The sequence below is a fragment of the Stenotrophomonas maltophilia genome, assembly GCF_023518235.1.
Taxonomy (GTDB): domain Bacteria; phylum Pseudomonadota; class Gammaproteobacteria; order Xanthomonadales; family Xanthomonadaceae; genus Stenotrophomonas.
On sequence record NZ_CP090423.1, the window covers coordinates 4368026 to 4389733 of the forward strand.

Annotated in this window: 17 protein-coding genes; 10 read left to right on the forward strand and 7 right to left on the reverse strand. The window is 67.6% G+C overall.

The genetic code is table 11. From position 1 onward, the window contains the following. Positions 1-31: 31 nt before the first annotated feature. Genes rluD through LZ605_RS20360 form a run of 4 tightly spaced genes read left to right on the forward strand, consistent with a single transcriptional unit; the run spans position 32 to position 2730 of the window. Positions 32-1021: a 23S rRNA pseudouridine(1911/1915/1917) synthase RluD gene (gene rluD / locus LZ605_RS20345; protein WP_107231748.1), complete on the forward strand. Its 990-nt coding sequence runs from the start codon at positions 32-34 to the stop codon at positions 1019-1021. After that, on the forward strand, positions 1021-1791 hold the full coding sequence (gene pgeF, locus LZ605_RS20350; protein ID WP_249843095.1) for a peptidoglycan editing factor PgeF: 771 nt from the start codon (positions 1021-1023) through the stop codon (positions 1789-1791). Before rluD ends, pgeF begins: the two co-directional genes overlap by 1 nt. 20 nt (positions 1792-1811) lie before the next feature. Next, positions 1812-2318, forward strand: coding sequence for a DUF4166 domain-containing protein (locus LZ605_RS20355; RefSeq protein WP_249844961.1), 507 nt, complete (start codon positions 1812-1814; stop codon positions 2316-2318). Continuing rightward, entirely contained in the window at positions 2293-2730 is a 438-nt protein-coding gene (locus tag LZ605_RS20360) for a thiol-disulfide oxidoreductase DCC family protein (RefSeq protein WP_249843096.1), read from the forward strand. Before LZ605_RS20355 ends, LZ605_RS20360 begins: the two co-directional genes overlap by 26 nt. Positions 2731-2804: 74 nt before the next feature. Here the strand turns inward: LZ605_RS20360 and LZ605_RS20365 are convergent, their stop codons facing one another. The 5 genes from LZ605_RS20365 to LZ605_RS20385 all read right to left on the reverse strand — a co-directional run bounded on the left by LZ605_RS20365 (position 2805) and on the right by LZ605_RS20385 (position 10993). Continuing rightward, positions 2805-4106, reverse strand: coding sequence for an OmpA family protein (locus LZ605_RS20365; protein ID WP_249843097.1), 1302 nt, complete (start codon positions 4104-4106; stop codon positions 2805-2807). A gap of 342 nt (positions 4107-4448) precedes the next feature. Next, complete coding sequence (otsA, locus tag LZ605_RS20370) at positions 4449-5813, reverse strand: alpha,alpha-trehalose-phosphate synthase (UDP-forming) (RefSeq protein ID WP_249843098.1); 1365 nt, start codon at positions 5811-5813, stop codon at positions 4449-4451. After that, positions 5810-7591, reverse strand: coding sequence for a glycoside hydrolase family 15 protein (locus LZ605_RS20375; protein ID WP_249843099.1), 1782 nt, complete (start codon positions 7589-7591; stop codon positions 5810-5812). The genes otsA and LZ605_RS20375 overlap by 4 nt, the downstream gene beginning before the upstream one ends. Before the next feature lie 41 nt (positions 7592-7632). Continuing rightward, positions 7633-8391 (reverse strand): trehalose-phosphatase, encoded by a 759-nt coding sequence (gene otsB, locus LZ605_RS20380; protein WP_249843100.1) that lies wholly within the window; start codon positions 8389-8391, stop codon positions 7633-7635. A 166-nt stretch (positions 8392-8557) separates the two neighbouring features. Continuing rightward, positions 8558-10993, reverse strand: coding sequence for a TonB-dependent receptor plug domain-containing protein (locus tag LZ605_RS20385; protein WP_249843101.1), 2436 nt, complete (start codon positions 10991-10993; stop codon positions 8558-8560). A gap of 214 nt (positions 10994-11207) precedes the next feature. Between LZ605_RS20385 and LZ605_RS20390 the strand changes: the two genes are divergently transcribed. The 4 genes from LZ605_RS20390 to LZ605_RS20405 all read left to right on the forward strand — a co-directional run bounded on the left by LZ605_RS20390 (position 11208) and on the right by LZ605_RS20405 (position 16182). Next, positions 11208-11690 carry a DUF3574 domain-containing protein gene (locus tag LZ605_RS20390; RefSeq protein ID WP_249843102.1) on the forward strand — a complete coding sequence of 161 codons (483 nt, stop codon included), beginning with the start codon at positions 11208-11210 and terminating at the stop codon, positions 11688-11690. A 36-nt stretch (positions 11691-11726) separates the two neighbouring features. Continuing rightward, positions 11727-12584, forward strand: coding sequence for an XAC2610-related protein (locus LZ605_RS20395; RefSeq protein ID WP_249843103.1), 858 nt, complete (start codon positions 11727-11729; stop codon positions 12582-12584). A 109-nt stretch (positions 12585-12693) separates the two neighbouring features. Then, positions 12694-14412, forward strand: coding sequence for a thiamine pyrophosphate-dependent enzyme (locus LZ605_RS20400; RefSeq protein WP_249843104.1), 1719 nt, complete (start codon positions 12694-12696; stop codon positions 14410-14412). A gap of 159 nt (positions 14413-14571) precedes the next feature. Then, entirely contained in the window at positions 14572-16182 is a 1611-nt protein-coding gene (locus LZ605_RS20405; protein ID WP_249843105.1) for a hypothetical protein, read from the forward strand. Positions 16183-16289: 107 nt separating this feature from the next. Here the strand turns inward: LZ605_RS20405 and LZ605_RS20410 are convergent, their stop codons facing one another. Next, positions 16290-17000 (reverse strand): glutathione S-transferase, encoded by a 711-nt coding sequence (locus LZ605_RS20410; RefSeq protein WP_249843106.1) that lies wholly within the window; start codon positions 16998-17000, stop codon positions 16290-16292. Positions 17001-17162: 162 nt separating this feature from the next. Between LZ605_RS20410 and LZ605_RS20415 the strand changes: the two genes are divergently transcribed. Both LZ605_RS20415 and clpB read left to right on the forward strand, forming a co-directional pair. Then, positions 17163-17984 (forward strand): DUF3014 domain-containing protein, encoded by an 822-nt coding sequence (locus LZ605_RS20415; protein WP_249843107.1) that lies wholly within the window; start codon positions 17163-17165, stop codon positions 17982-17984. A 181-nt stretch (positions 17985-18165) separates the two neighbouring features. Beyond that, positions 18166-20751 carry an ATP-dependent chaperone ClpB gene (gene clpB / locus LZ605_RS20420; protein ID WP_249843108.1) on the forward strand — a complete coding sequence of 862 codons (2586 nt, stop codon included), beginning with the start codon at positions 18166-18168 and terminating at the stop codon, positions 20749-20751. Between the two features lie 74 nt (positions 20752-20825). Here clpB and LZ605_RS20425 read toward each other — a convergent pair whose 3' ends face one another. Further along, positions 20826-21626, reverse strand: coding sequence for a MipA/OmpV family protein (locus LZ605_RS20425; RefSeq protein WP_249843109.1), 801 nt, complete (start codon positions 21624-21626; stop codon positions 20826-20828). Positions 21627-21708 lie beyond the last annotated feature (82 nt).

Below are 21708 nucleotides of genomic sequence, written 5' to 3' on the forward strand. Positions count from 1 at the left end.
GACCCCAAAATTTCAAAGAATGCCCCCTGCCATGTCTGAACAACCCTCCGAATCGGCCCGCCAGGCCATCGTCCCCGACACCGCCGCCGGCCGCCGTTTCGACGCCGTCGTGGCCGAACTGTTTCCCGAATACTCGCGCTCGCGCCTGACCGAGTGGATCAAGGCCGGCGATGTGCTGCTCGACGGCGCACAGGTGCGCCCGCGCGACCCGCTGCGCGGTGGCGAGGTCGTGACCCTCAACGTGGTGCTGGAAACCCAGACCGATGCGCAGCCGGAGGACATCCCGCTGGACGTGCTGTTCGAGGACGAGCACCTGCTGGTGATCAACAAGCCGGTTGGCCTGGTGGTCCACCCGGGTGCCGGCAACCACAGCGGCACCCTGGTCAACGCGCTGCTGTTCCGCGACCCGTCGGTGGCGGTGTTGCCGCGTGCCGGCATCGTGCACCGCCTGGACAAGGACACCAGCGGCGTGATGGTGGTGGCCAAGACCCTGGAGGCGCAGACCGCGCTGGTCGAGCAGCTGGCCGCGCGCGATGTGCACCGCCAGTACCTGGCGATCGTGATGGGCGCACTGGTGGCCGGCGGTACCGCCGATGCCCCGATCGACCGCCACCCGCGTGACCGCCTGAAGATGGCGGTGCGCGAAGACGGCAAGGAAGCGATCACCCATTACCGCCTGCGCGAGCGCTTCCGTGCGCACACCGCGCTGGAGTGCCGCCTGGAAACCGGGCGTACCCACCAGATCCGCGTACACATGGCGCACGTGCGCCATCCGATCATCGGCGACCCGCTCTACGGCGGCGCGCTGAAGCTGCCCAAGGGCGCCAGCGACGAGCTGGTGGCCGCGCTTCGCGGCTTCAAGCGCCAAGCGCTGCACGCCGAGACCCTGGAGTTCACCCACCCGATCACCGGTGAACCGGTGCGCAACACCGCGCCGGTACCGGAGGACATGCTGCACCTGATGAAGGTGCTGCGCGAGGACAGTGAAGCCTTCGCCGCACGCGAGCGGGACCGCTGGTAATGACCGCCGCGCTGCCCCTGCTGCAGGCTGACTGGCCGGCGCCTCCGGGCGTTCATGCGTTGACCACGCGGCGGCATGGCGCGGGCATCTCGCCGGCGCCGTTCGCGCAGTTCAACCTGGGCAACCGGCACGCGGCCGATGGCGATACGCCGGCCAACGTCGAACACAACCGCCAGCTACTGCGGCAGGGGCTGGCGTTGCCGTCGGCACCGCACTGGCTGCGCCAGGTGCACAGCAGTACCGTGCTGCGCTTCACGGCGCCTCCGGTGGAAGGCGCCAGCGAGCCGGTGGCCGATGCGGCGGTGACCTCGGTGCCCGGTGTGGTGCTGGCGATCCTGACCGCCGACTGCCTGCCGGTGGTGTTCGCCGCCGCCGACGGCAGCGAGGTGGGCGCGGCCCACGCCGGCTGGCGCGGGCTGGCCGACGGCATGCTGGAGGCCACAGTGGCCGCCATGCAGACGCCGCCGGCGCAGCTGCGCGCGTGGCTGGGCCCGGCTGCCGGACCGGCCGACTACGAGATCGGTGAAGAGGTCTATCACGCGTTCGTCGGCCATGATGCGGCCGCCGCATCGGCGTTCGTGGCGACCCGGGCAGGGCACTGGAAGGTGGATCTGTTCGCACTGGCGCGGCAGCGCCTGCAGGCGGCGGGAATGGACCCGGCGCAGGTGTACGGCGGCACGCTGTCGACGATGGCCGACCCGGATCTGTATTCGCACCGGCGCGATCGTCGCACCGGGCGCATGGCGACGCTGGCCTGGATCGCACCCTGACCCCACCGTTGTTCGCACGCGTGCTGGGGCCGGCGTTCGCCACCCTGGCCGGCCCGGTGCGTGCGCTGCACGCCACGCCATTGCCCTGCCGTTACCTGGGGCAGGCGCGGATCGAGCGTGGCCGGCACTGGCTGGTGCCGCTGCTGGCTGCGCTGGCACGCCTGCCGCATAACGGCGACGGGCTGCCTACCGAAGTCCTGTTCAGCGCACACGGGCAGGGCGAACGTTGGGCGCGGCGCTTTGGTCGCTGGCCGATGGTGTCGCGGCTGTGGGCGCACCAGGGATATCTGCGCGAACAGCTCGGCGCGGTGTGCTTCGAGTTCAATCTGCAGGTCCGCGAGGGCGGCATCGAATGGTCGGTGCGGCGGGTCTGGGCCTTCGGGTGCGTGCCGTTGCCGGCGCGTTGGTTTGGCGGTGTGTGCTGCCGCGAAGCCTGGCACGAGCAGCGCTACACTTTCCTGGTTGATGTGACCTTGCCCTGGGCAGGAGCCCTGATCCGCTATGAAGGCTGGCTCGAACCGCAGTGATACCGCCGCAGATGCCGGCAGTGCGGTGATTGTCTTTGATGGCGTCTGTGCGCTGTGCAACCGCTGGGTGCGCTTCCTGCTGCGGTTCGACCGGCAGCGGCGGTACCGGTTCGCGGCCATGCAGGGCGCGCAGGGCAGTGCGCTGCTGCGCCAGCATGGACTGGACCCGCAGGATCCGGCGTCCTTCCTGCTGCTGGATGCGCACGGGGCGTGGACCGATACCGATGCGATCCTGCGTGTACTGGCCGGGCTGGGCGGTGTGTGGCGCCTGAGCGGCGCGCTGCGTGTGCTGCCGCGCGCCTGGCGTGACGCGGCGTATCGGATGCTGGCGCGCAATCGCTATCGCTGGTTCGGACGCCACGACGCGTGCCATCTGCCGGCGCCGGAACACAGCGCGCGGTTCCTGGATTGACCTTCCGTCTCCTGTAGCGCCGAGCAGATGCAGCCGAGCATGGCTCGGCACTACAGGGGGCCGCTGTCTTTTTCTCAGTCGAGCAGGCGGTAGTTGATGCGACGGTTCTGTGCGCGGCCGCTGTCGCTGCGATTGTCGGCGATTGGCCGATCCTGTCCGTAGCCAACCGCGACCAGCGTGGTGGCTGGGACGCCCAGCGCCTGCAACGCCTGTGATACCGCCTCGGCGCGCTGCTGGCTGAGCTGCAGGTTGGCCTCGGCGTGACCCACGCTGTCGGTGTGCGCGCCGATCTCAACGCGCAGGCCGGCCGGTGTACCGCGCAACGCATCGGCGACCGCATGCACGGTCTGCCGCGAGTCGCCGGTCAGCTCGGACGAACCGGCATGGAACTTCAACGTCGTCTGGTTCAGTGCGGCAACCCGTTGCGCGGTGTCGACGCCGGCGGGCAGCTGCGCCAGCGCGGCCAGGCCCGGGCCCCACAGGCCACTCATCTCCAGCGTCGGAAAGTCCTGGCGCAGGCGCCGCGAGATGGCCTGCCGCTGTGCGTCTTCCATGGCGGTGGTATCGATGGCCAGCTGCATGCCGGCGAACTCCAGGTGCAGGCCGTCGCCCTTCAGATGGGGGAGATCGGCAATCAGGCGGTCCAGCCAGCGGGGTGACTGCGCGCGCGGGTCCAGTGCAATGCCTCCGTACAGGTTCGAGGCACCGTGCACGGCGCGCAATGCGTTCCAGGCGCGGCGTCGCTCGCCTTCGCTGGGCAGGCTGCCGCTGACCTGCACCTGCGTGCCGTGTTGATGCAGGGACAGTCGCGCGGTGTGCTCACGCGGAACGTCCTGCACGGTCCACAGCGGCGTGCGCGCCTTCAGCAGCACCCAGGTGGTCAGGCCCAGCACGGTGGCGACCGCCAGCATCCACAGCACGCTGCGGATCGCCATGCCGTACATCGCGCGCGAGGGCACGCAGCCGGCCATGCGCCTGGGCGAGCGGGTGCCGTGCGCGCGCCGGGCCAGGGCCGGGTGGGTGGCGCCCTCCGGGCCCGAGCGCAGGGTGACCACGCCGGGCAGCAGATGGCAGGCCGCCACGCGGAACGATCCCGGAGACATGCCGCTGCGGTGGGCGATCATCGCCAGCGTGTGCGCGCCCAATGCGCGCTCCAGTTCACTGGCCACGATCGGCAGCCGCAGCGATGTGGCGGACTGTCGCCAGGAGTGGAAACGGGCGGCCAGGCCCGCCTGTTCGAACCGCCGCTGCAGGCCTGCCAATCCGTCGGGATGCGAGTCCACCCAGGCGCTGATCACGTCCACCACCCAACGGGTGCGATGGCCCAGCTCCAGGCGTATTGCGGCATCTTCGATGAAACGGTCGTAGGCGGACATGCGGTGACTCCCCGGCAGGTGATGTGCAACGCCACGCGGCGGCCGTGGAGGCGGCACGCGTGGCTCAGGGGGCGTCACTCTGGGCAACGGCTGTCAATGCCGAATGAAATCGCGGGCGCCGCACGCCGCTCGGTGGCCTGCCTGCAGGCTGTCCACGCCCGCCGAAGCCTTGTGCGCAAAGGCTTTCACCGGGTGCTGAGTGCATCGGTAGCCAGACCGCGAGGGCGCGCATGCGCCCGTTGCAATGGTTTCAGTCGCAATTGCTTTCGGGCCGAAAGCGTCAATTTGCGGTCGTCATCGACGTGGTGACGTCGCATCCGGACGGCCAGGCGCGGTGGTGGCTCAGCCCTCCAGCGTCTCCAGGTAACTGCGTCGCCAGTGGTTGATGTCGTAGGTCCGCAGGTGATCCATCATCGCGTGCCAGCGCTCCTTGCGCTTGCGCAGCGACATCGTGGCGGCGGTGGCAATGGCATCGGCCATGCCGTCCAGATCGTAGGGATTGACCAGCAGTGCCTGCTTCAGTTCGTCGGCGGCGCCGGCCAGCAGCGACAGCACCAGTACACCGGGATCGTCCGGATCCTGCGAAGCCACGTATTCCTTGGCCACCAGGTTCATGCCATCGCGCAACGGCGTCACCAGCCCGACCGCCGCGGCCCGGTAGAAGCCGGTCAGCGTGGCATGGGTGAAGTTCTGGTTGACGTAGCGCAGCGGTGTCCAGTCCGGCTCGGCATGGCCGCCGTTGATGTGGCCGGCAATCTGCTCCAGCGTGCTGCGCAGCTGCCGGTACTCGCTGACGTCGCCCCGCGAGACCGGCGCGATCTGCAGGTAGGTGAGCGAACCGCGCTGGTCGGGATGGCGTTGCAGGTAGCGTTCGAAGCCACGGAAACGCTCCGGAAGGCCCTTGGAATAATCCAGCCGGTCCACGCCGATCGCCAGCTGGCGGTCACGCAGGCTGCCACGCAGCTTCTTCACTGCCGCCTTGGTCGCTGCGGTACCGGCCTGGCGTGCGATCAGGTCGGTGTCGATGCCGATCGGGAACGCGGCCGCGCGGAAACGGCGTCCGCCGGGGGCTTCCAGTTCGCCGTTGTCGAGCACGCGGCCGCCACCGAACAGGCGCAGGTAGGTCTGGAAGCGGTCAGCGTCGCGCTGGGTCTGGAAGCCGACCAGATCGTAGGCGTACAGCGCGGAGAACAGGCGCAGATGATCGGGCATGGCCTGCAGCAGGTCGGCCGAGGGCATCGGAATGTGCAGGAAGAAGCCGATGCGGCAGCCGATGCCACGTTCGCGCAGCAGCGCGCCCAGCGGAATCAGGTGGTAATCGTGGATCCAGACGATGTCGTCCTCGCGCAGCAGCGGCGCGAGTCTGTCGGCAAACAGTGCGTTGACCTTGTGGTAGGTCTCGCGCGTGCCGCGGTCGTAGTCGACCAGATCCAGGCGGAAGTGCAGCAGCGGCCACAGCGTGCGGTTGGCAAAGCCGTTGTAGTAGCCGTCCACCTCGCGCTTGCTCAGGTCCAGAGTGACGAACTCGATGTCGCCGTCGGTCTGCCGGTGCAGCGTGCCACTGCCATCGCGCACGCTCTTGCCGCTCCAGCCGAACCACATTCCGCCACGTTCCTTCAGTGCAGCCAGCAGGCCCACGGCCAGGCCGCCGGCACGGTTCTCGCCGGGCACGGCCACGCGGTTTGAAACCACCACCAGACGACTCACGAGGCCTCCTGCCAGGAACGCGACAGGCGCATCGCGGCGGTGATCAGGCCGACGTGCGAATAGGTCTGCGGGAAATTACCCCAGGCCTCGCCGCTGTCGAAGGCCAGATCCTCCGACAGCAGACCCAGGTGGTTGCGCTGCTTCAGCAGCAGCTCGAACATCTCGCGTGCCTCGTCCATGCGCCCGATCGCCGCCAGCGCATCGATGTACCAGAACGTGCAGATGGTGAAGCTGGTTTCCGGTTCGCCGAAATCATCCGGCGCGACATAGCGGTACAGCGAATTGCCATGCTTGAGGTCGCGGCCGATCGCATCGACGGTGGCGATGAAGCGGGCGTCCATTGCGTCGATGAAGCCGATGTCGGCCAGCAGCAGCAGCGAAGCGTCCAGGCGGTGGCCGCCAAAGGTATCGGTGAAGTGACCGAGCTGGTCACTCCAGGCTTCGGCCATGATCCGCGCGTGGATGGTATCGGCACGCTCGCGCCAGTAGCGTGCGCGGTCGTCGCGCTTGAGGCGTACGGCGATCTTGCACAACCGATCGCAGGCGGCCCAGCACATTGCACTGGTGTAGGTATGCACCTCGGTGCGGCCGCGGAACTCCCACAGCCCGGCATCGGGTACATCGTGCAGCGCGAAGGCCTGCTCGCCGAGCGGTTCGAGGCGGGCGAAGGTGTGCGCGTCGCCCGGGTCCTGCAGGCGACGGTCGAAGAACAGCTGGGTGGAGGCCAGTACCACGCTGCCGTAGACGTCGTGCTGGCGCTGCACCCAGGCCAGGTTGCCGCGACGCACCGGGCCCATGCCGCGGTAGCCGGACAGGCTGGGTACTTCGTCCTCATCCAGTCTGGCTTCGAAGCCGATGCCGTACAGCGGCTGCAGCGTACCGTCGGTGGTGGCCAGGTTGAAGATGTAGCCGAGGAACTGCTCCATGGTGCGGGTGGCGCCGAGGCGGTTCAGTGCGCGCACCACGAACGCCGCATCGCGCAGCCAGCAGTAGCGGTAATCCCAGTTGCGCACGCTGCCGGGCGCCTCGGGAATGGAGGTGGTCATGGCCGCGATGATCGCGCCGCTGTCTTCGTACTGGCACAGCTTCAGGGTGATCGCACTGCGGATCACCGCGTCCTGCCATTCCAGTGGAATGGACAGGTAACGCACCCATTCGCGCCAGTAGTCGCGGGTACGCTGGAAGGCCTCCTGCACGTAACCGCTGATCGAGCGGTCCAGCGATTCGTCCACACCCAGGATCAGGTGCACGGGATGGTTGAGCACGAACGGCAGGCCGTCGCGCACCATGCGCACCGGCACGTCGGTGGTCAGCCGCAGCACGTGCTCGGGCAGGATCCAGCGCACGTGGTTGCTGCCCCAGGTGGACTCGGGCACGCGCGCACCCCAGTCGGCCAGCGGACGTGCGCGCACCGTGATGCGTGGGCTGCCGGCCAGCGGACGTACCTGGCGGATCAGGCTGACCGGGCGATAGAAGCGGTCGTTCTGCCGCCAGCGCGGGGCGAAGTCGAGGATCTCCAGTGCGCCGCCATGCTGGTCGCGCAGTATCGTGCGCAGGATCGCGGTATTGGTGAGGTATTCCTGTTCGCTGTCGGCGAAGTCCTCCAGCTCGATGGCGAAGTCGCCACCGCTCTGCTGGTTGGGGCCGAGCAGGGCACAGAAGGTCGGGTCGCCGTCGAAGGTGGGCAGGCAGCTCCAGACAACGCGGGCCTGTTTGTCGACCAGGGCGCCGAAGCTGCCGTTGCCGACCACGCCCAGATCAAGATCGGGTTGGGTCATCACGCGGTACATCTCGGTTGCGGCCGTGGGGGATGGCCGGGTCAATAGGCATTCTCACGCAGCCAGGCGTGCACGCTGCGTATGTCAGGCAGCGCGAACACCGCCGCGCTGGATTCGCGTTCACCCACCAGCACGCTCCAGCCATGCTGGCCGTTGGCGGCGGCGAAGCCGAATTCGTCGGTGAGGTCATCGCCGAGGAACACCGGCAGGCGTCCACGGAAAGGCAGGTACTGCATCATCCGGCGCACCGCCCGGCCCTTGTCGGTGCCCACTGGCACGAACTCGACCACGTGGTCGCCCGGTTGCAGGCGATAGCCGGCGCGGCCGCGCGCATGGCGATCGGCGAAGGCGCGGACTTCGTTGGCCGCATGAGGTGCGCCGCGCCAGTGCAGGGCAAGGCCGACGCCCTTGTCCTCTACCAGCACGCCGGGATGGCCATGCGCGAAACGCATCGCCTGCTGGTGCAGGGCGTGCAGCCATTCGGCGGTGTCTTCGTCGTGGTCATCGCGCAGTACGTGCCCATCCTGGCCGCGCAGCTCGTGGCCATGCAGGCCGGCGGCGGGCAGTTGCAGGGGGGCGAACAGCCGGTCCAGCTGTTCCAGCGGCCGCCCACTGACCAGTGCCACGGCACCTTCCAGGCGGTCGCTGATGCGGCCGATGGCTTCACGTACATCAGGCAGCAGCTGCACGGCATCCGGGCGTGCAGCGAATTCGATCAGGGTGCCATCGACATCGAGGAACAACGCGCAGGCGTCGTCCAGCAAGGGCGGTGGCGGACGCAGGGGGAGCGGTTCAGCCATGGCGCACAGCTTGCCAGCGTGTGCGTGTACGTGGGGTCGAGGGCGGGCTACGGCCCTGCTTCGGTGGGTGCCGACCCTTGGTCGGCACGGCAGGTCAGCCTGCATTGAACCCAGGCAGTGCGGACCAACGGTCCGCGCCTGCCCACGGCAATCACACCCCGAGCGATCAGAACGTATAGCGGACGCGGCCGTAGTAGTACGCACCGTTGCTGCCGATCGGCGACAGCACGTCATACGGCAGGTTGCCGAAGTAGTGGATATCGCTGTTGGATCGATCCGGATAGTTGTCGGTCAGGTTCTGCCCGCCGATGGCCACGCTCCAGCGCGGGGTGATGCGGTACTCCACTTCCGCATCCAGCTGCCATTCGGCCTGGTAGGTCTGGCGCGGGATGTAGCCGTCACCGAAGTTGAACACGCGGGTGACGCTGCCATAGCGGTTCACCCGCGTGCTCAGCGACCAACGGTCGTTGCTCCATGCGGCCGAGAAACTGCCACGGGTGCGCGGTGTCGCGTCAGTCAGCGTGTTGGTCTCTTCAATGCCGAACAACACGTAGTCCGGATTCAGCGCCTGCAGCTGCGCCGGCGTGGCCAGTACGTTCTTCAGCGTGGTCTTGGTGTAGGCGTAGGTGCCGGTCAGCAGCAGCTGGCCATCGCCCAGCGACTGGCGCCAGTTGCTCACCAGCTCGGCGCCACGGGTGCGGGTGTCGGCGGCGTTGACGAAGAAGCTGGCGCTCTGCAGGCCGCTGACGCCGTAGTTGGCGGCCACGTAGTCGGTCAGTGCGTCGCCGGTGATGCTTTCCGACAATGCGATGCGGTCGTCGATGTCGATCTGGAAGAAGTCCAGCGACAGGTCGAAGTGCTCGCCGATGCGGCTGGTGAAGCCCAGCGAGGTGTTGAGCGACTTCTCCGGCTTCAGGTCACGTGCGCCGAGGCCGCGTGCGATCGGATTGTTGACCGAGAGCAGGCGGCCCTGCACCAGCTGGCCGCCGGCGTTGTAACCGGTGGAGGTGGATTCGTAGCCGATCTGCGCCAGCGACGGCGCGCGGAAGTTGTTGGAGATGGCACCACGCAGCGCGAAGGCCGGGGTGAACTCGTAGCGCAGGCCAAGCTTGCCGGTCAGCTCGCCGCCGAAATCGTCGTTGTGCTCGTAGCGTGCAGCCAGATCGGTGGAGAACTTCTCGCCGAACTGGCTGGACAGGCTGGCATAGGCACTGGCGACATCGCGCGACAGGCGCGCCGCATCCTGCGGGGTCAGGCCGCCACCGGCCTGCGAGCCGGTCGGGCGATCGGTGTACGGGCCGGCGGCGTAGCTGGCCGGGTCACCCGGGCGGGTCTGGTAACGCTCGTGGCGCGCTTCCACGCCCAGGCCGAGCGTGTGGCTGATGCTGTCGCTCTGGGTGAACACGCGGCTCAGGTCGAGGTTGCCCACGGTCTGTGCGTACGCGTAGTCGGCGGTCTTGAAGCGGGTCGGGCTGGTCGGGCCCAGCGAGGCATTGAGCGAATCGCGCAGCCGGTAGGTGAAGTCGTTCTGGCCGTAATCGACGCTGCCGTCGTAGCTCCATTCACCCCACTGGCCACGCACGCCGGCCACGGCCTGCACATCGCGGTTCTCGCCTTCGGAGATCGGCCGGTAGCCGTTCGGATAGACCTGCTTCCAGTTCGCATCGCCATCGGGATAGCGGAAATAGTTCGCGCCTTCGGTATCACGCTGGTTGAAGGTGCCGAAGGCATAGAAGGTGGAGGTCTGGCCGACCGGGATCTCGGTGTTCAGCCACAGGTTGATGTCCTTGCTCTTGCCATCGCCCAGCACGTAGTTGCGCTTGCCCTGCAGCGCCAGGTTGTCCGGGGTCTGGTCCCACGGCGGAATCTGGTCGAAGCCGGCACGGTTGGTGCCGTTGCGGTGCTTGTATTCCAGGCCGACACGCAGGAAGCCACCGTCCTCGCCCAGCGAGGTGCCGACCTTGGCGCTGATGTTGCCGGTCTGGCCGTCGGTAAGGGTGCGCCCGATCGGCTTGAGGTCGGTGTGGTTGGCGCCGTAGCTGGCTTCGATCTCGCCGCCGTCGCCGCCGTTGTCGAGGATCACGTTGATCACACCGGCCACTGCATCGGAGCCGTACAGCGCGCCGGCGCCATCGCGCAGCACTTCGATGCGCTTGATCGCGCTGACCGGAATCGAGTTGAAGTCGACCGGCGTGGTGCCCTTGCCGATCTTGCTGTCGGTGTTGACCAGCGCGGTGTGGTGGCGGCGCTTGCCGTTCACCAGTACCAGCACCTGGTCCGGCGACAGGCCACGCAGCTGCGCGGCGCGCACGTGGTCGGCGCCGCCGGAGTTGGACTGGCGCGGGAAGTTGAACGACGGCAGCAGCGCCTGCAGCGCGCTGCCCAGTTCACCGTTGACCACGCCGGCCTTGCGGATGTCCTCGGCGGTGAGCACGTCCACCGGCGAGGTGGATTCAAGCACGGTGCGGTCGGCGGCGCGGGTGCCGGTGACGATCACCGTGTCCAGGTTGGTGGCGTCCTGGGCCAGGGCCGGGGCGGCGGCGGAGGAAAGCGCGAGGGCGATGGCGAGGCCGAGCGGCGACGCGGGCAGGTGGACGGACATGGGGACTCCAGCAACAACGACGACGGGGAAGGGGGAGATAGTTTCACTTACATCCATCCGGATGAAGCGATATATTATCTTCGCGTGATGACCGGTGCCGATGCAAGCCCCTGCCGGTCCGGCATGAGCTGATGCCCTGCAGGCATCAGCACGCCGGGCCGGCGGCGCTGTACGCTGCCGGCTCGCCCTGTCCCCTTTCCCCGGAGCTGTACCGATGAAACACCTTGGCCTCGTCTTCGCCGTGCTGCTGGCCACCAGCGGCTGCGCCAGCCTGTCCTCGCAGGCGCCCAGCGCCTATGCCACGGCCACCACCGCCGAACTGAAGGGCGATGCCGCGCGCCCGTCGGCCGGCCACGGCTGGGTGCGCAGCGAGCTGTACTTCGGCGTGGGCGAGGAGCAGGGCGCGGGCAACCGTCCGCAGGCCGACACCATCAGTGAGGCGCAGTGGCGCGCCTTCCTGGACAAGCAGGTGACTCCCCGCTTCCCGGATGGCCTGACCGTGTTCGATGCCTATGGCCAGTGGCTGTTCCGTGGCGATGCCACGCCCAACCGCCTGCGCACCAAGGTGCTGGTGGTGCTGCACGAAGACACCCCGCAGCGTCGCGCCGATATCGAAGCGATCCGTCTGGCGTGGAAGCAGCAGACCCAGCATCAGTCGGTGCTATGGTCGCGGCAGCCGGTCGAGGTATCGTTCTGAGTTGAAGGTGCCGCCGTGGCGCTGCAGGGAGCGATGATGAAACACAGGGAATGCGTGTTGGGCGTGGTGCTGGCAGGACTGCTGGCACCGTGGGCGCAGGCCCGTGGCGACGACGGCGAAACGCTACGGTTCCAGGTCGCCGCGCACGTGCAGGCGCAGGCCGACCCCCAGCAGGATGGCAGCATCGCGGTGCGGTTCTCGCCGTCGGGCAAGCGCCAGTCGCTGGCAGGCGCGGCCGATGCCGACGGCAATTCGCGGTGGTCGCTCGAAGACGTCGATTTCGATGGCTACCCGGAACTGGTCGCGCGTGCCTCTGTGGGCATGGTCAATGAAGCGGTGGCGGTGTACCGGTTCGATCCGGGCAGTGCCTCGTATCGCGCGCTGCAGGCCGAAACGCACGGCAACGACAGCTGCGTTGACCTGATGGGGCTGAGCGTCGACGCAAAGACCCGCACCCTGACCAGCAGCTGCCGCAGCGGCCCGATGTGGTACACCGACCAGTATCGGTTTGCGGGCGCAAAGCTCTATCTGTACCGCGGCGAGCGCCTTCTGATGCTGGGCGGTACGCTGAACGCGGCCCTGCATTGGGTGCAGACCGACGATCAGGGGCCGTTGGCAGTCTGGCGCACCTATGATCCTGCCGGCCATGGGCTGGAAAGCGCGATTGCCGATGGCCTGGGCGTGCCACCCGAGGGACCGTTGCGTGGCCAGCAGGCCTCCGTGCTGGCGGCGCGCGTGTTTCTGTTCGACCGCCCCGGTGCATCCAGCACCAAGCGTTACCTGGTGCAGGGCGACCGCGTGGAGATGCTGGATGAACAGGACGGTTGGATGAAGCTGCGCTACCGCAACCCGAAGCAGGGCGTGGTGGAGGGGTGGATCAACGTCAATGATTGACGAGACGTCTACCCGCAGTTTGCACATCAAGGCGATGCGCAACTTGCCCACGGGGGCATCACTTCCTCGGGACTAGCCTCGGACGTTCCCCCGTTCGAGGATGTATCCGATGAGCAAGCGCGTGGCCGAAATCGTGGTGGACGCCCTGCAGCAGGCTGGCGTTCGACGTTGCTACGGCATCGTCGGCGATACGCTCAACCATGTGACCGATGCGATGCATGGCAGCGATATCGCATGGGTGCACGTCCGCCATGAAGAAGTGGCTGCGTTCGCCGCCGGTGCCGATTCGCTGGTGAGCGGCGAGCTGACCGCCTGCGCCGGTTCCTGCGGCCCCGGCAGCCTGCACTTCATCAACGGCGTGTTCGAAAGCAACCGCAACCGCGCGCCGATGGTGCTGATCGCCAGCCAGGTGGTGACCAGCGAGCTGGGCATGGAATTCCCGCAGGAAGTGGACTTCAAGGCGGTGTACGCCAGTTGCACGGTGTTCTGCGAGCAGGTGCACAGCGCCGAGCAGGCACGGCGCGTGGTCACTCTGGCCTGCCAGGCGGCGATCAGCCGCCGCGGCGTGGCGGTGGTGATCCTGCCGGCCGACATCAGCCAGGCCGAGGTGAAGCACGATGTGCCGTTCTCAGTGCACTATACCCAGCCGGTGCTGCGCCCATCCGACGCCGAACTGCAACGCATCGCCGAGCTGCTGGCGCAGGGCAAGCGCATCGGCATCTATGCCGGCGCCGGCTGCCAGGGCGCGCATGCGCAGCTGCTGGAGCTTGCCCGGCGCCTGCAGGCACCGGTCGCGCACACTTCGCGCGCCAAGGATTTCGTCGAGCCGGACAACCCTTACAACATGGGCATGACCGGTATCTTCGGCATCGAGTCCGGCTTCCACACATTGATGGAGTGCGACACGCTGCTGCTGCTCGGCGCCGATTTCGCCTGGGGCCAGTTCTACCCGGACAAGGCGACGATCATCCAGGTCGACCGCGATGGCAGCCACCTCGGCCGCCGCCATCCGGTAAACCTGGGCGTGGTGGGCGATATCGCACCGACGCTGGACGCGTTGTTGTCGATGTTGCCGCCGCGCGAGGACGCCACATTCCTGGACGAGTGCATCGAGCGTCGCGACAAGGCGCTGAAAAAGCGCGAGCAGGAAGAGCAACCGGGCGAAGGCGAGCTGATCCACCCGCAGCACCTGACGGCGCTGCTGTCGAAGTACGCCGCAGACGATGCGCTGTTCACCGCCGACGGCGGCTCGCCGATGGTGTGGGTGCTGCGGCATATCCGCGTCAACGGCCGCCGCCGCACGCTGACCAGCCTGCTGCATGGCACGATGGCCAACGCGATGCCGCAGGCGTTGGGCCTGCAGAAGGCCTTTCCGGGCCGGCAGGTGATCTCGCTGTCCGGCGATGGCGGCCTGGCGATGCTGCTCGGTGATCTGCTGACCGCGGTGCAGGAGAACCTGCCGATCAAGGTGGTGGTGTTCAACAACGGCTCGCTCAACTTCGTCGAGCTGGAGCAGAAGGTGGAAGGCCTGCTGGACAACTACACCGATCTGAAGAATCCGGACTTTGGTCGCCTGGCCGAGGTGATCGGTTTCCACGGCCGCACTGTGACCCGCAGCGAGGATCTGGAGGACGCGGTGCAGGACTTCCTGGCACAGCGCGGCCCGGCATTGCTGGATGTGCACACCAGCCGCGCCGAGCTGGTGATGCCGCCGCAGATCGAGGCCAAGCAGGTGGCGGGCACGGCGTTGTACGCGGCCAAGGCGGTGTTGAACGGCCGCTTCGACGACGTGAAGCATCTGCTGGTGGACAACTTCCTGAAGAAGTGAGCCGCCTGCCCCCCGGTAGTGCCGGCGCTGGCCGGCAACGCCGGGGTCACCGCCACCAAGGGCCCAGCCGTTGGCTGGAACCCATCATTCCAGCGTGGAATTGGCGCCCGGGCCCCGCTGGGCCTACCATCGGCGGTCCCCACCCCCACCGCCCCTTCCATGTCCGCTCCCGTTCCCGCCGCACCGCGTCGCTGGTTCGTCGCCGGCGACTTCAATGGCTTCTTCGGCCTGGTCGTCGACAACCTCTCCATCCTTGGCTTCATCGCCATGGCCCTGGTCGGTATCTTTCAGTTCCCCGCCGACGTGGTATTCGGCCGCATGTTCCCCGGCACCGCCTTCGGCGTTCTGGTCGGCAACCTGCTGTACACCCTGATGGCGCGGCGCCTGGCTGCACGCACCGGCCGCGACGACGTCACCGCCATGCCGCTGGGCCTGGATGCGCCCACCAGCATCGGCATGGCTCTGCTGGTGCTCGGCCCGGCCTTCATCGCCTTCAAACAGCAGGGCATGGACCCGCACGCGGCGGGTATCGCCACCTGGCAGCTGGGCATGGCCGCGCTGGTCATCATGGGCCTGCTCAAGCTGGTGCTGTCGTTCTTCGGCGAAGCGGTCACCCGCGCGCTGCCGCGTGCCGCGCTGCTGGGCTCGATCGCCGGCATCGCGCTGGTGCTGATGGGTCTGCTGCCGCTGCTGGAAACCCTGCGTTCGCCGCTGGTCGGCTTCACCACGCTGGGCCTGCTGCTGTACGTGCTGATCGCCAAGGGCCGGCTGCCGGTGCGTGGCCCGGGCGTGCTGCTGGCCTTCGTGTTCGGCACCGTGCTGTATTACGGCCTCGGCCTGGCCGGGCTGGGTGCACCGGGCTTCCATGTGCCGGCCTGGGTGCCGCCGCAGGTGGTGCTGCCGCTGCCGACGCTGGGCTTCCTCGAGGGCCTGCCCACCGCGATGACCTACCTGCCGCTGCTGCTGCCGTTCGGCCTGCTGATGGTGGTGGGCGGCATCAACGTGTCCGAGAGCGCGCGCGCGGCCGGCGATGACTACCGCACCCGTGACATCCTGCTGGTGGAAGCGGTGGCCACGCTGGTGGCCGGTGTCTGCGGCGGCGTGGCGCAGACCACGCCCTACATCGGCCAGCCGGCCTACAAGCACATGGGCGCGCGCAGCGGCTATACGCTGCTGACCGGCCTGTTCGTCGGCATCGGCGGCATGCTGGGCATCATTTCCGGGCTGGTGCAGTGGCTGCCATTGGCGGTGCTGGCGCCGATCATCGTATACGTGGCCATCGACATCACCACGCAGGCCTTCCAGGCCACGCCGCGCCAGCACGCCGGTGCGATGGTGTTTGGTTTCCTGCCGTCGGTGGCCTACCTGCTGGCGATCAAGGCACCGGGCTGGATCGCACCGGACCAGTTGCCGCAGCTGCTGACCAAGCTCGATGGGCATGGCCTGCCGGAACTGGCGGTGATCTTCACTCTCGGCAACGGCTTCATCATCACCTCGATGCTGTGGATTTCGGCGGTGGCGGCGATGGTGGACGGCCGCCTGCGCCGGGCCTGCGGCTTCCTGCTGGTGGCGGCGCTGCTGACCCTGTTCGGTCTGATCCATTCGGTGGACCCGCGCGGCGGCATCTACCTGCCGTGGGACCTGGAAGGGCTGGCGCGCATCATCAGCTGGCAGTTTGCCGGCGCCTATGTGGCGCTTGCAGTGCTGCTGGGGCTGCTGTCGTTGCAGAAGCAGCCGGTGAAGCCGCCGGGTGACGGCACCGATCATTGACCGGGGACGCCGGGCATGGCCCTGCGCTACCCCTCTCTTTCCGCCTCGGGCGTGTCGTAGAGCCGAGCATGGCTCGGTTCTACATAGGGACGTTGTATGCGGCGGTATCAGCGTTCGGCGTCCAGCTCCGGGTAGTGGCGGAAAATGCCATGGGTGTTGAATGCCAGGCGCCGTTCCGAGCCCAGGTAGGCGGCGATGTTCGGTCGTTTCGCCACCCGCTCCTGCACGGCACGCAGCAGGGGCAGGGTGGCTGCCAACGCCTGCATGCGGCGCGGAAACATGTAGTCCAGCCCGCTCATCAGCTGGAACAGCGACAGATCCACGTAGGAATGCTCGCGCAGTGCATGGCGGCCACCATTGGCTGCCAGCACCTGCTCGAAATAGCCCAGATACTTCGGAAGCCGTTCGCTGCGCAGCGATGCAGCCCGCGCCAGCGCCTCGCTCTTCTGATCCTCGTAGTACTTCGAGGCGGCAATCGGGTGATGGGTGTCGTGCACTTCGGCCACGAGGTCGGCGATGGTCAGCTGCAGCTGCAACGCCTGCATCCGCCGCGAGGCTGCCTGCGGTACCAGATCCAGCGTCGGGCCGAGGAAATCGAGGATGGCCGCGACCTGCGCGATCACCTGTCGTCCCGCCTTGAGGAATGGCGGCGCGAACGGTTGCGCGCCTTCGCTGCCACCGTCCAGGAACGGCTGCATGACCGCATCGCCGTGGACCCGCGCCATGTCCACGTAGTCGGCGCCTGCGTCTTCCAATGCCAGGCGCACGAACTCGCCACGGCCCTGGATGCCGGTCCAGTAATACAGCGCGTACTGCATGGCTGCCTCTCCACACGATGAGATCCACAGCCTCGCGCAGCCGGTGCAAAGCAGGCGTGAGTGCGCGGGCTGAACCCGAACGCCAGCAGAACACGCGGGGAACCGGCTGCCATCGGCAGGGTCACACCCTGTCCATGCAGGTGAAAAACGAGGGACTGCATCATGCAGAGTGGAAAGGCGATCTGGCCCTGGGTGCTGGGTGTGGTGGTGATCGGTGGCGCGGGTGGCTGGCTGTTCCGCGATCAGCTGAAAAGCCTGGCAGACGGTGTCCCGGTGCCGGTGCAATCGAGGCCTGCCTCTACCAGCGCGCCGTCGCAACCGACGGCGGCCACAGAGACCACGCCAGCACCACCGCCGATCCGGCATCCGCTGGATACCGAGGCCGCCGCCGACCCGGCGCTGCCGAAGCTGGCTGACAGCGATGCCGCTGCCTGGGGCGCACTGAGCCAGCTGTTCCAGGGCGAGGGCCCGCTGACCCTGCTGCTGCGCGACCACCTGATCCAGCGCCTGGTCACCCAGATCGACAACCTGGACAAGCCCAGCGTGCCGCCGACCGCGCTGGCCGCGCGGCCGCTGCCGGGCAACCTGCAGGTCGAGCCCGGCGAGGGTGGCGAACGCATCGCCGCCAGCAACGCGGCGCGCTATGCGCCCTACGTGCAGGCCTTCACTGCGCTCGACCCGGCGGCCACGGCCACTGCGTACAAGCGCTTCTATCCGCTGATCCAGCAGGCCTACGTCGAGCTCGGCCGGCCCGAGGGCTATTTCAACGATCGTCTTGTCGCAGTGATCGACCATCTGCTGGACACCCCGGACCTGGCCCAGGCGCCGACGGTGCAGCGCGATGAACGCGGCCGCTACCGCTTCGTCGATGGCGCCCTGCAGTCGCGTTCGATCGGCCAGAAGGCCCTGCTGCGCATGGACCCGGCGCAGGCCCGTGCGGTCAAGCAGCAGCTGCGGGCGATCCGCAGCGCGATCAGCCATTGAGCCCCGCCGCCCGGGCGATCTGATCGGGATCAACGCGCCGACCACACCCGTTACGGCATGCTGGCCGCAGGCTGACTGGCCTCGGGGTGCAGTCGCAGTCACCCTTGAAACGGGGTGGGGCAACCGCATCTTTCCAGCATCGCCGGCGCGGGCCGGCCCTGATGACCGATGAGGTTTCGCAATGCGGATGGACAAGCTCACCTCGCGTTTCCAGCAGGCGCTGGCAGACGCACAGTCGCTGGCCGTGGGCCGCGACAACAGCATCATCGAACCGGCTCACCTGTTCAGCGCGCTGCTGGACCAGCAGGGCGGCAGCACGCGCCCCCTGCTGGCCCAGGCCGGCGTGAACGTGCCAGTGCTGCGCGAGCGCCTGACCGAAGCGCTGGACGCACTGCCCAAGGTCTCGGGCCAGGCAGGCAACGTCTCGATGGGCAACGACCTCGGCCGCCTGCTGAACCAGACCGACAAGCTGGCCCAGCAACACGGCGATGCCTTCATTGCCAGCGAGTGGTTCGTGCTGGCGGCGCTGGACGATGGCGGCACGCTGGGCATGGCGCTGCGCGCCGCCGGTGCCGACAAGACCCGCCTGCAGGCGGCCATCGACAAGCTGCGTGGCGGCGAGAACGTGCAGTCGGAAAATGCCGAAGAGCAGCGGCAGGCGCTGGAGAAGTACACCATCGACCTGACCGCGCGCGCAGAGAGCGGCAAGCTCGATCCGGTGATCGGCCGCGATGAAGAAATCCGTCGCACCATCCAGGTGCTGCAGCGCCGGACCAAGAACAACCCGGTGCTGATCGGCGAGCCCGGCGTGGGCAAGACCGCGATCGTCGAAGGGCTGGCCCAGCGCATCATCAACGACGAAGTGCCTGAAGGCCTGCGCGGCAAGCGCGTGCTGTCACTGGACATGGGCGCGTTGATCGCCGGTGCCAAGTTCCGTGGTGAATTCGAGGAGCGCCTGAAGGGCGTGCTCAACGACCTGGCCAAGAGCGAAGGGCAGATCATCCTGTTCATCGACGAGCTGCACACCATGGTCGGCGCCGGCAAGGCCGATGGCGCGATGGACGCCGGCAACATGCTGAAGCCGGCGCTGGCACGTGGCGAACTGCACTGCGTGGGCGCCACCACCTTGGACGAGTACCGCAAGTACATCGAGAAGGATGCCGCGCTGGAGCGCCGCTTCCAGAAGGTGTTCGTGGGCGAGCCGTCGGTGGAGGACACCATCGCGATCCTGCGTGGCCTGAAGGAAAAGTATGCGGTGCACCACGGCGTGGAGATCACCGACCCGGCGATCGTGGCCGCTGCGACGCTGTCCAACCGCTACATCACCGACCGCCAGCTGCCGGACAAGGCCATCGACCTGATGGACGAGGCCGCCTCGCGCCTGCGCATGGAGATCGACTCCAAGCCGGAGGAACTGGACCGCCTGGAACGCCGGGTGATCCAGCTGAAGATCCAGCGCGAGATGCTGAAGAAGGAAAAGGACGAAGCTTCGCGCCAGCGCCTGGCCGACCTGGAGAACGAGATCGAAGCGCTGGAGCGCGAGTTCTCCGATCTCAATGAAATCTGGAAGTCGGAGAAGGCCGCGCTGCAAGGCGCAACCAAGATCAAGGAACAGCTCGAGCAGGCCAAGCTGGAACTGGAAGCCGCGCAGCGCCGCCAGGATTTCGCGCGCATGAGCGAGATCCAGTACGGCCTGCTGCCGCAGCTGGAAAAGCAGCTGGCCGCGGCCCAGGAAGCCGAGCACAAGGACTTCAAGCTGGTGCAGGACAGGGTGACCGACGAGGAGATCGCCGAGGTCGTTTCGCGCTGGACCGGCATTCCGGTCAACAAGATGCTCGAAGGCGAGCGTGACAAGCTGCTGCGCATGGAAGACGTGCTGCACAACCGTGTGGTCGGCCAGGAGGAAGCGATCAAGGTCGTCTCCGATGCGGTGCGCCGCTCGCGCGCCGGCCTGTCCGACCCGAATCGCCCGGCCGGCTCGTTCCTCTTCCTCGGCCCGACCGGTGTCGGCAAGACCGAGCTGTGCAAGTCGCTGGCCGAGTTCCTGTTCGACAGCGCCGACGCGATGATCCGCATCGACATGAGCGAATTCATGGAGAAGCACAGCGTCGCCCGCCTGATCGGTGCACCTCCGGGCTATGTCGGCTACGAAGAAGGCGGCTACCTGACCGAGGCCGTGCGCCGCCGCCCGTATTCGCTGATCCTGCTCGACGAAGTGGAGAAGGCGCATCCGGATGTGTTCAACATCCTGCTGCAGGTGCTGGACGATGGCCGCCTGACCGATGGCCAGGGCCGTACCGTGGACTTCCGCAACACCGTCATCGTGATGACCTCGAACCTGGGCTCGCACCAGATCCAGGACATGAGTGCCGACGACAGCCCGGAGGCCTACACGCAGATGAAGGCGGCGGTGATGGGCGTGGTGCAGGCGCACTTCCGCCCGGAGTTCATCAACCGCCTGGACGACATCGTGGTGTTCCACCCGCTGGACAAGCAGCAGATCAAGCAGATCGCGCGCATCCAGATGCGCGGGCTGGAGAAGCGCCTGGCCGAGCGCGGGCTGAAGCTGGCGGTCTCCGACGCAGCGTTCGACCTGCTCGGCAACGTCGGCTTCGATCCGGTGTATGGCGCGCGGCCGTTGAAGCGCGCAATCCAGGCACAGCTGGAGAACCCGCTGGCGCAGCAGATCCTGTCCGGCGCCTTCGTCAACGGCGATACCATCGAAGTCGGCAACGACGGCGGCCATCTGGTGTTCGCCAAGGCGTGACCCCCCAACGGAGCGCTGCCTGAGCGCAGCGCTCCGTTGTTCGCGGGCTGCGCCGGGCCATGCCCGGCGATCACTCAGAAGCGGTGCGTGTAGCCGCTCATCAGTCCGAACTGGTTCGGCTTCTGTACGATCGGGCTGTCGGCAGCGTCGCCGAGCAGGCGCGTGCCTTCGGCCGCGATGTACCAGTTGCCATTGCGACCCACGCGGTGGCTCCACTTCAGGCCGACACCCGCGCTGACCAGGCCGGCCTTCGGTTTGTGTTCGGCAAAACCGGTGCGCGCGGCCTGTTCCGGACTGACCCCGTACCAGGTCTGCATGTAGCCACGGTTGCCGTAATCGGTGGAGACGCTGCCGCTGACCACGCCACCGGCCAGGTCGAACAGCGGCATCGTCAGATTCAGGTGCACCTGCTGGGTGGCCAGACCGTTCTCGGCCTTGTCCTCATCCTTGCGGGTGAACTGCCAGGAGCCGCTCAGCACGGCTTCGCCCAGCGTATAACCAGCCGAGATGCCGACCAGGGGACGGGCATCGATATCGCCCATGCCGCGCAGGAAGTCGGAACCACCGAGCAGCGAATCCTTGTCCTTGCGGACGCCGCTGGCACCGACATAGGCGCGCACGCGGGTGTGCTCGCCGATGGACGTGCCCCAGCCGATGCCGCTGGTGCCCAGAAACCAGCCACCCGGCGAGGTGACATCGAAGGACAGCATGGGCGATGCCTGGTACTCCTTGCTGCCACTGTAGCGCGGGGTCGCACCGGCGCCGGCGGCGACTTCGAAGGTCCAGTGGTCATCCTTGGCGTGGGCGATCGGGGCGGCGAACAACGGCAGCAGGGCCAGGCAGAGCAGGGTGGGGGAACGGCGAAGCTGGGACATGGAAACTCTCGGCAATGGGAGGAAAGCAGCGCGCGCATCCGGCGCGTGCTGCAGGGTTGCCAGCGTGGCGATACGCCGGCGA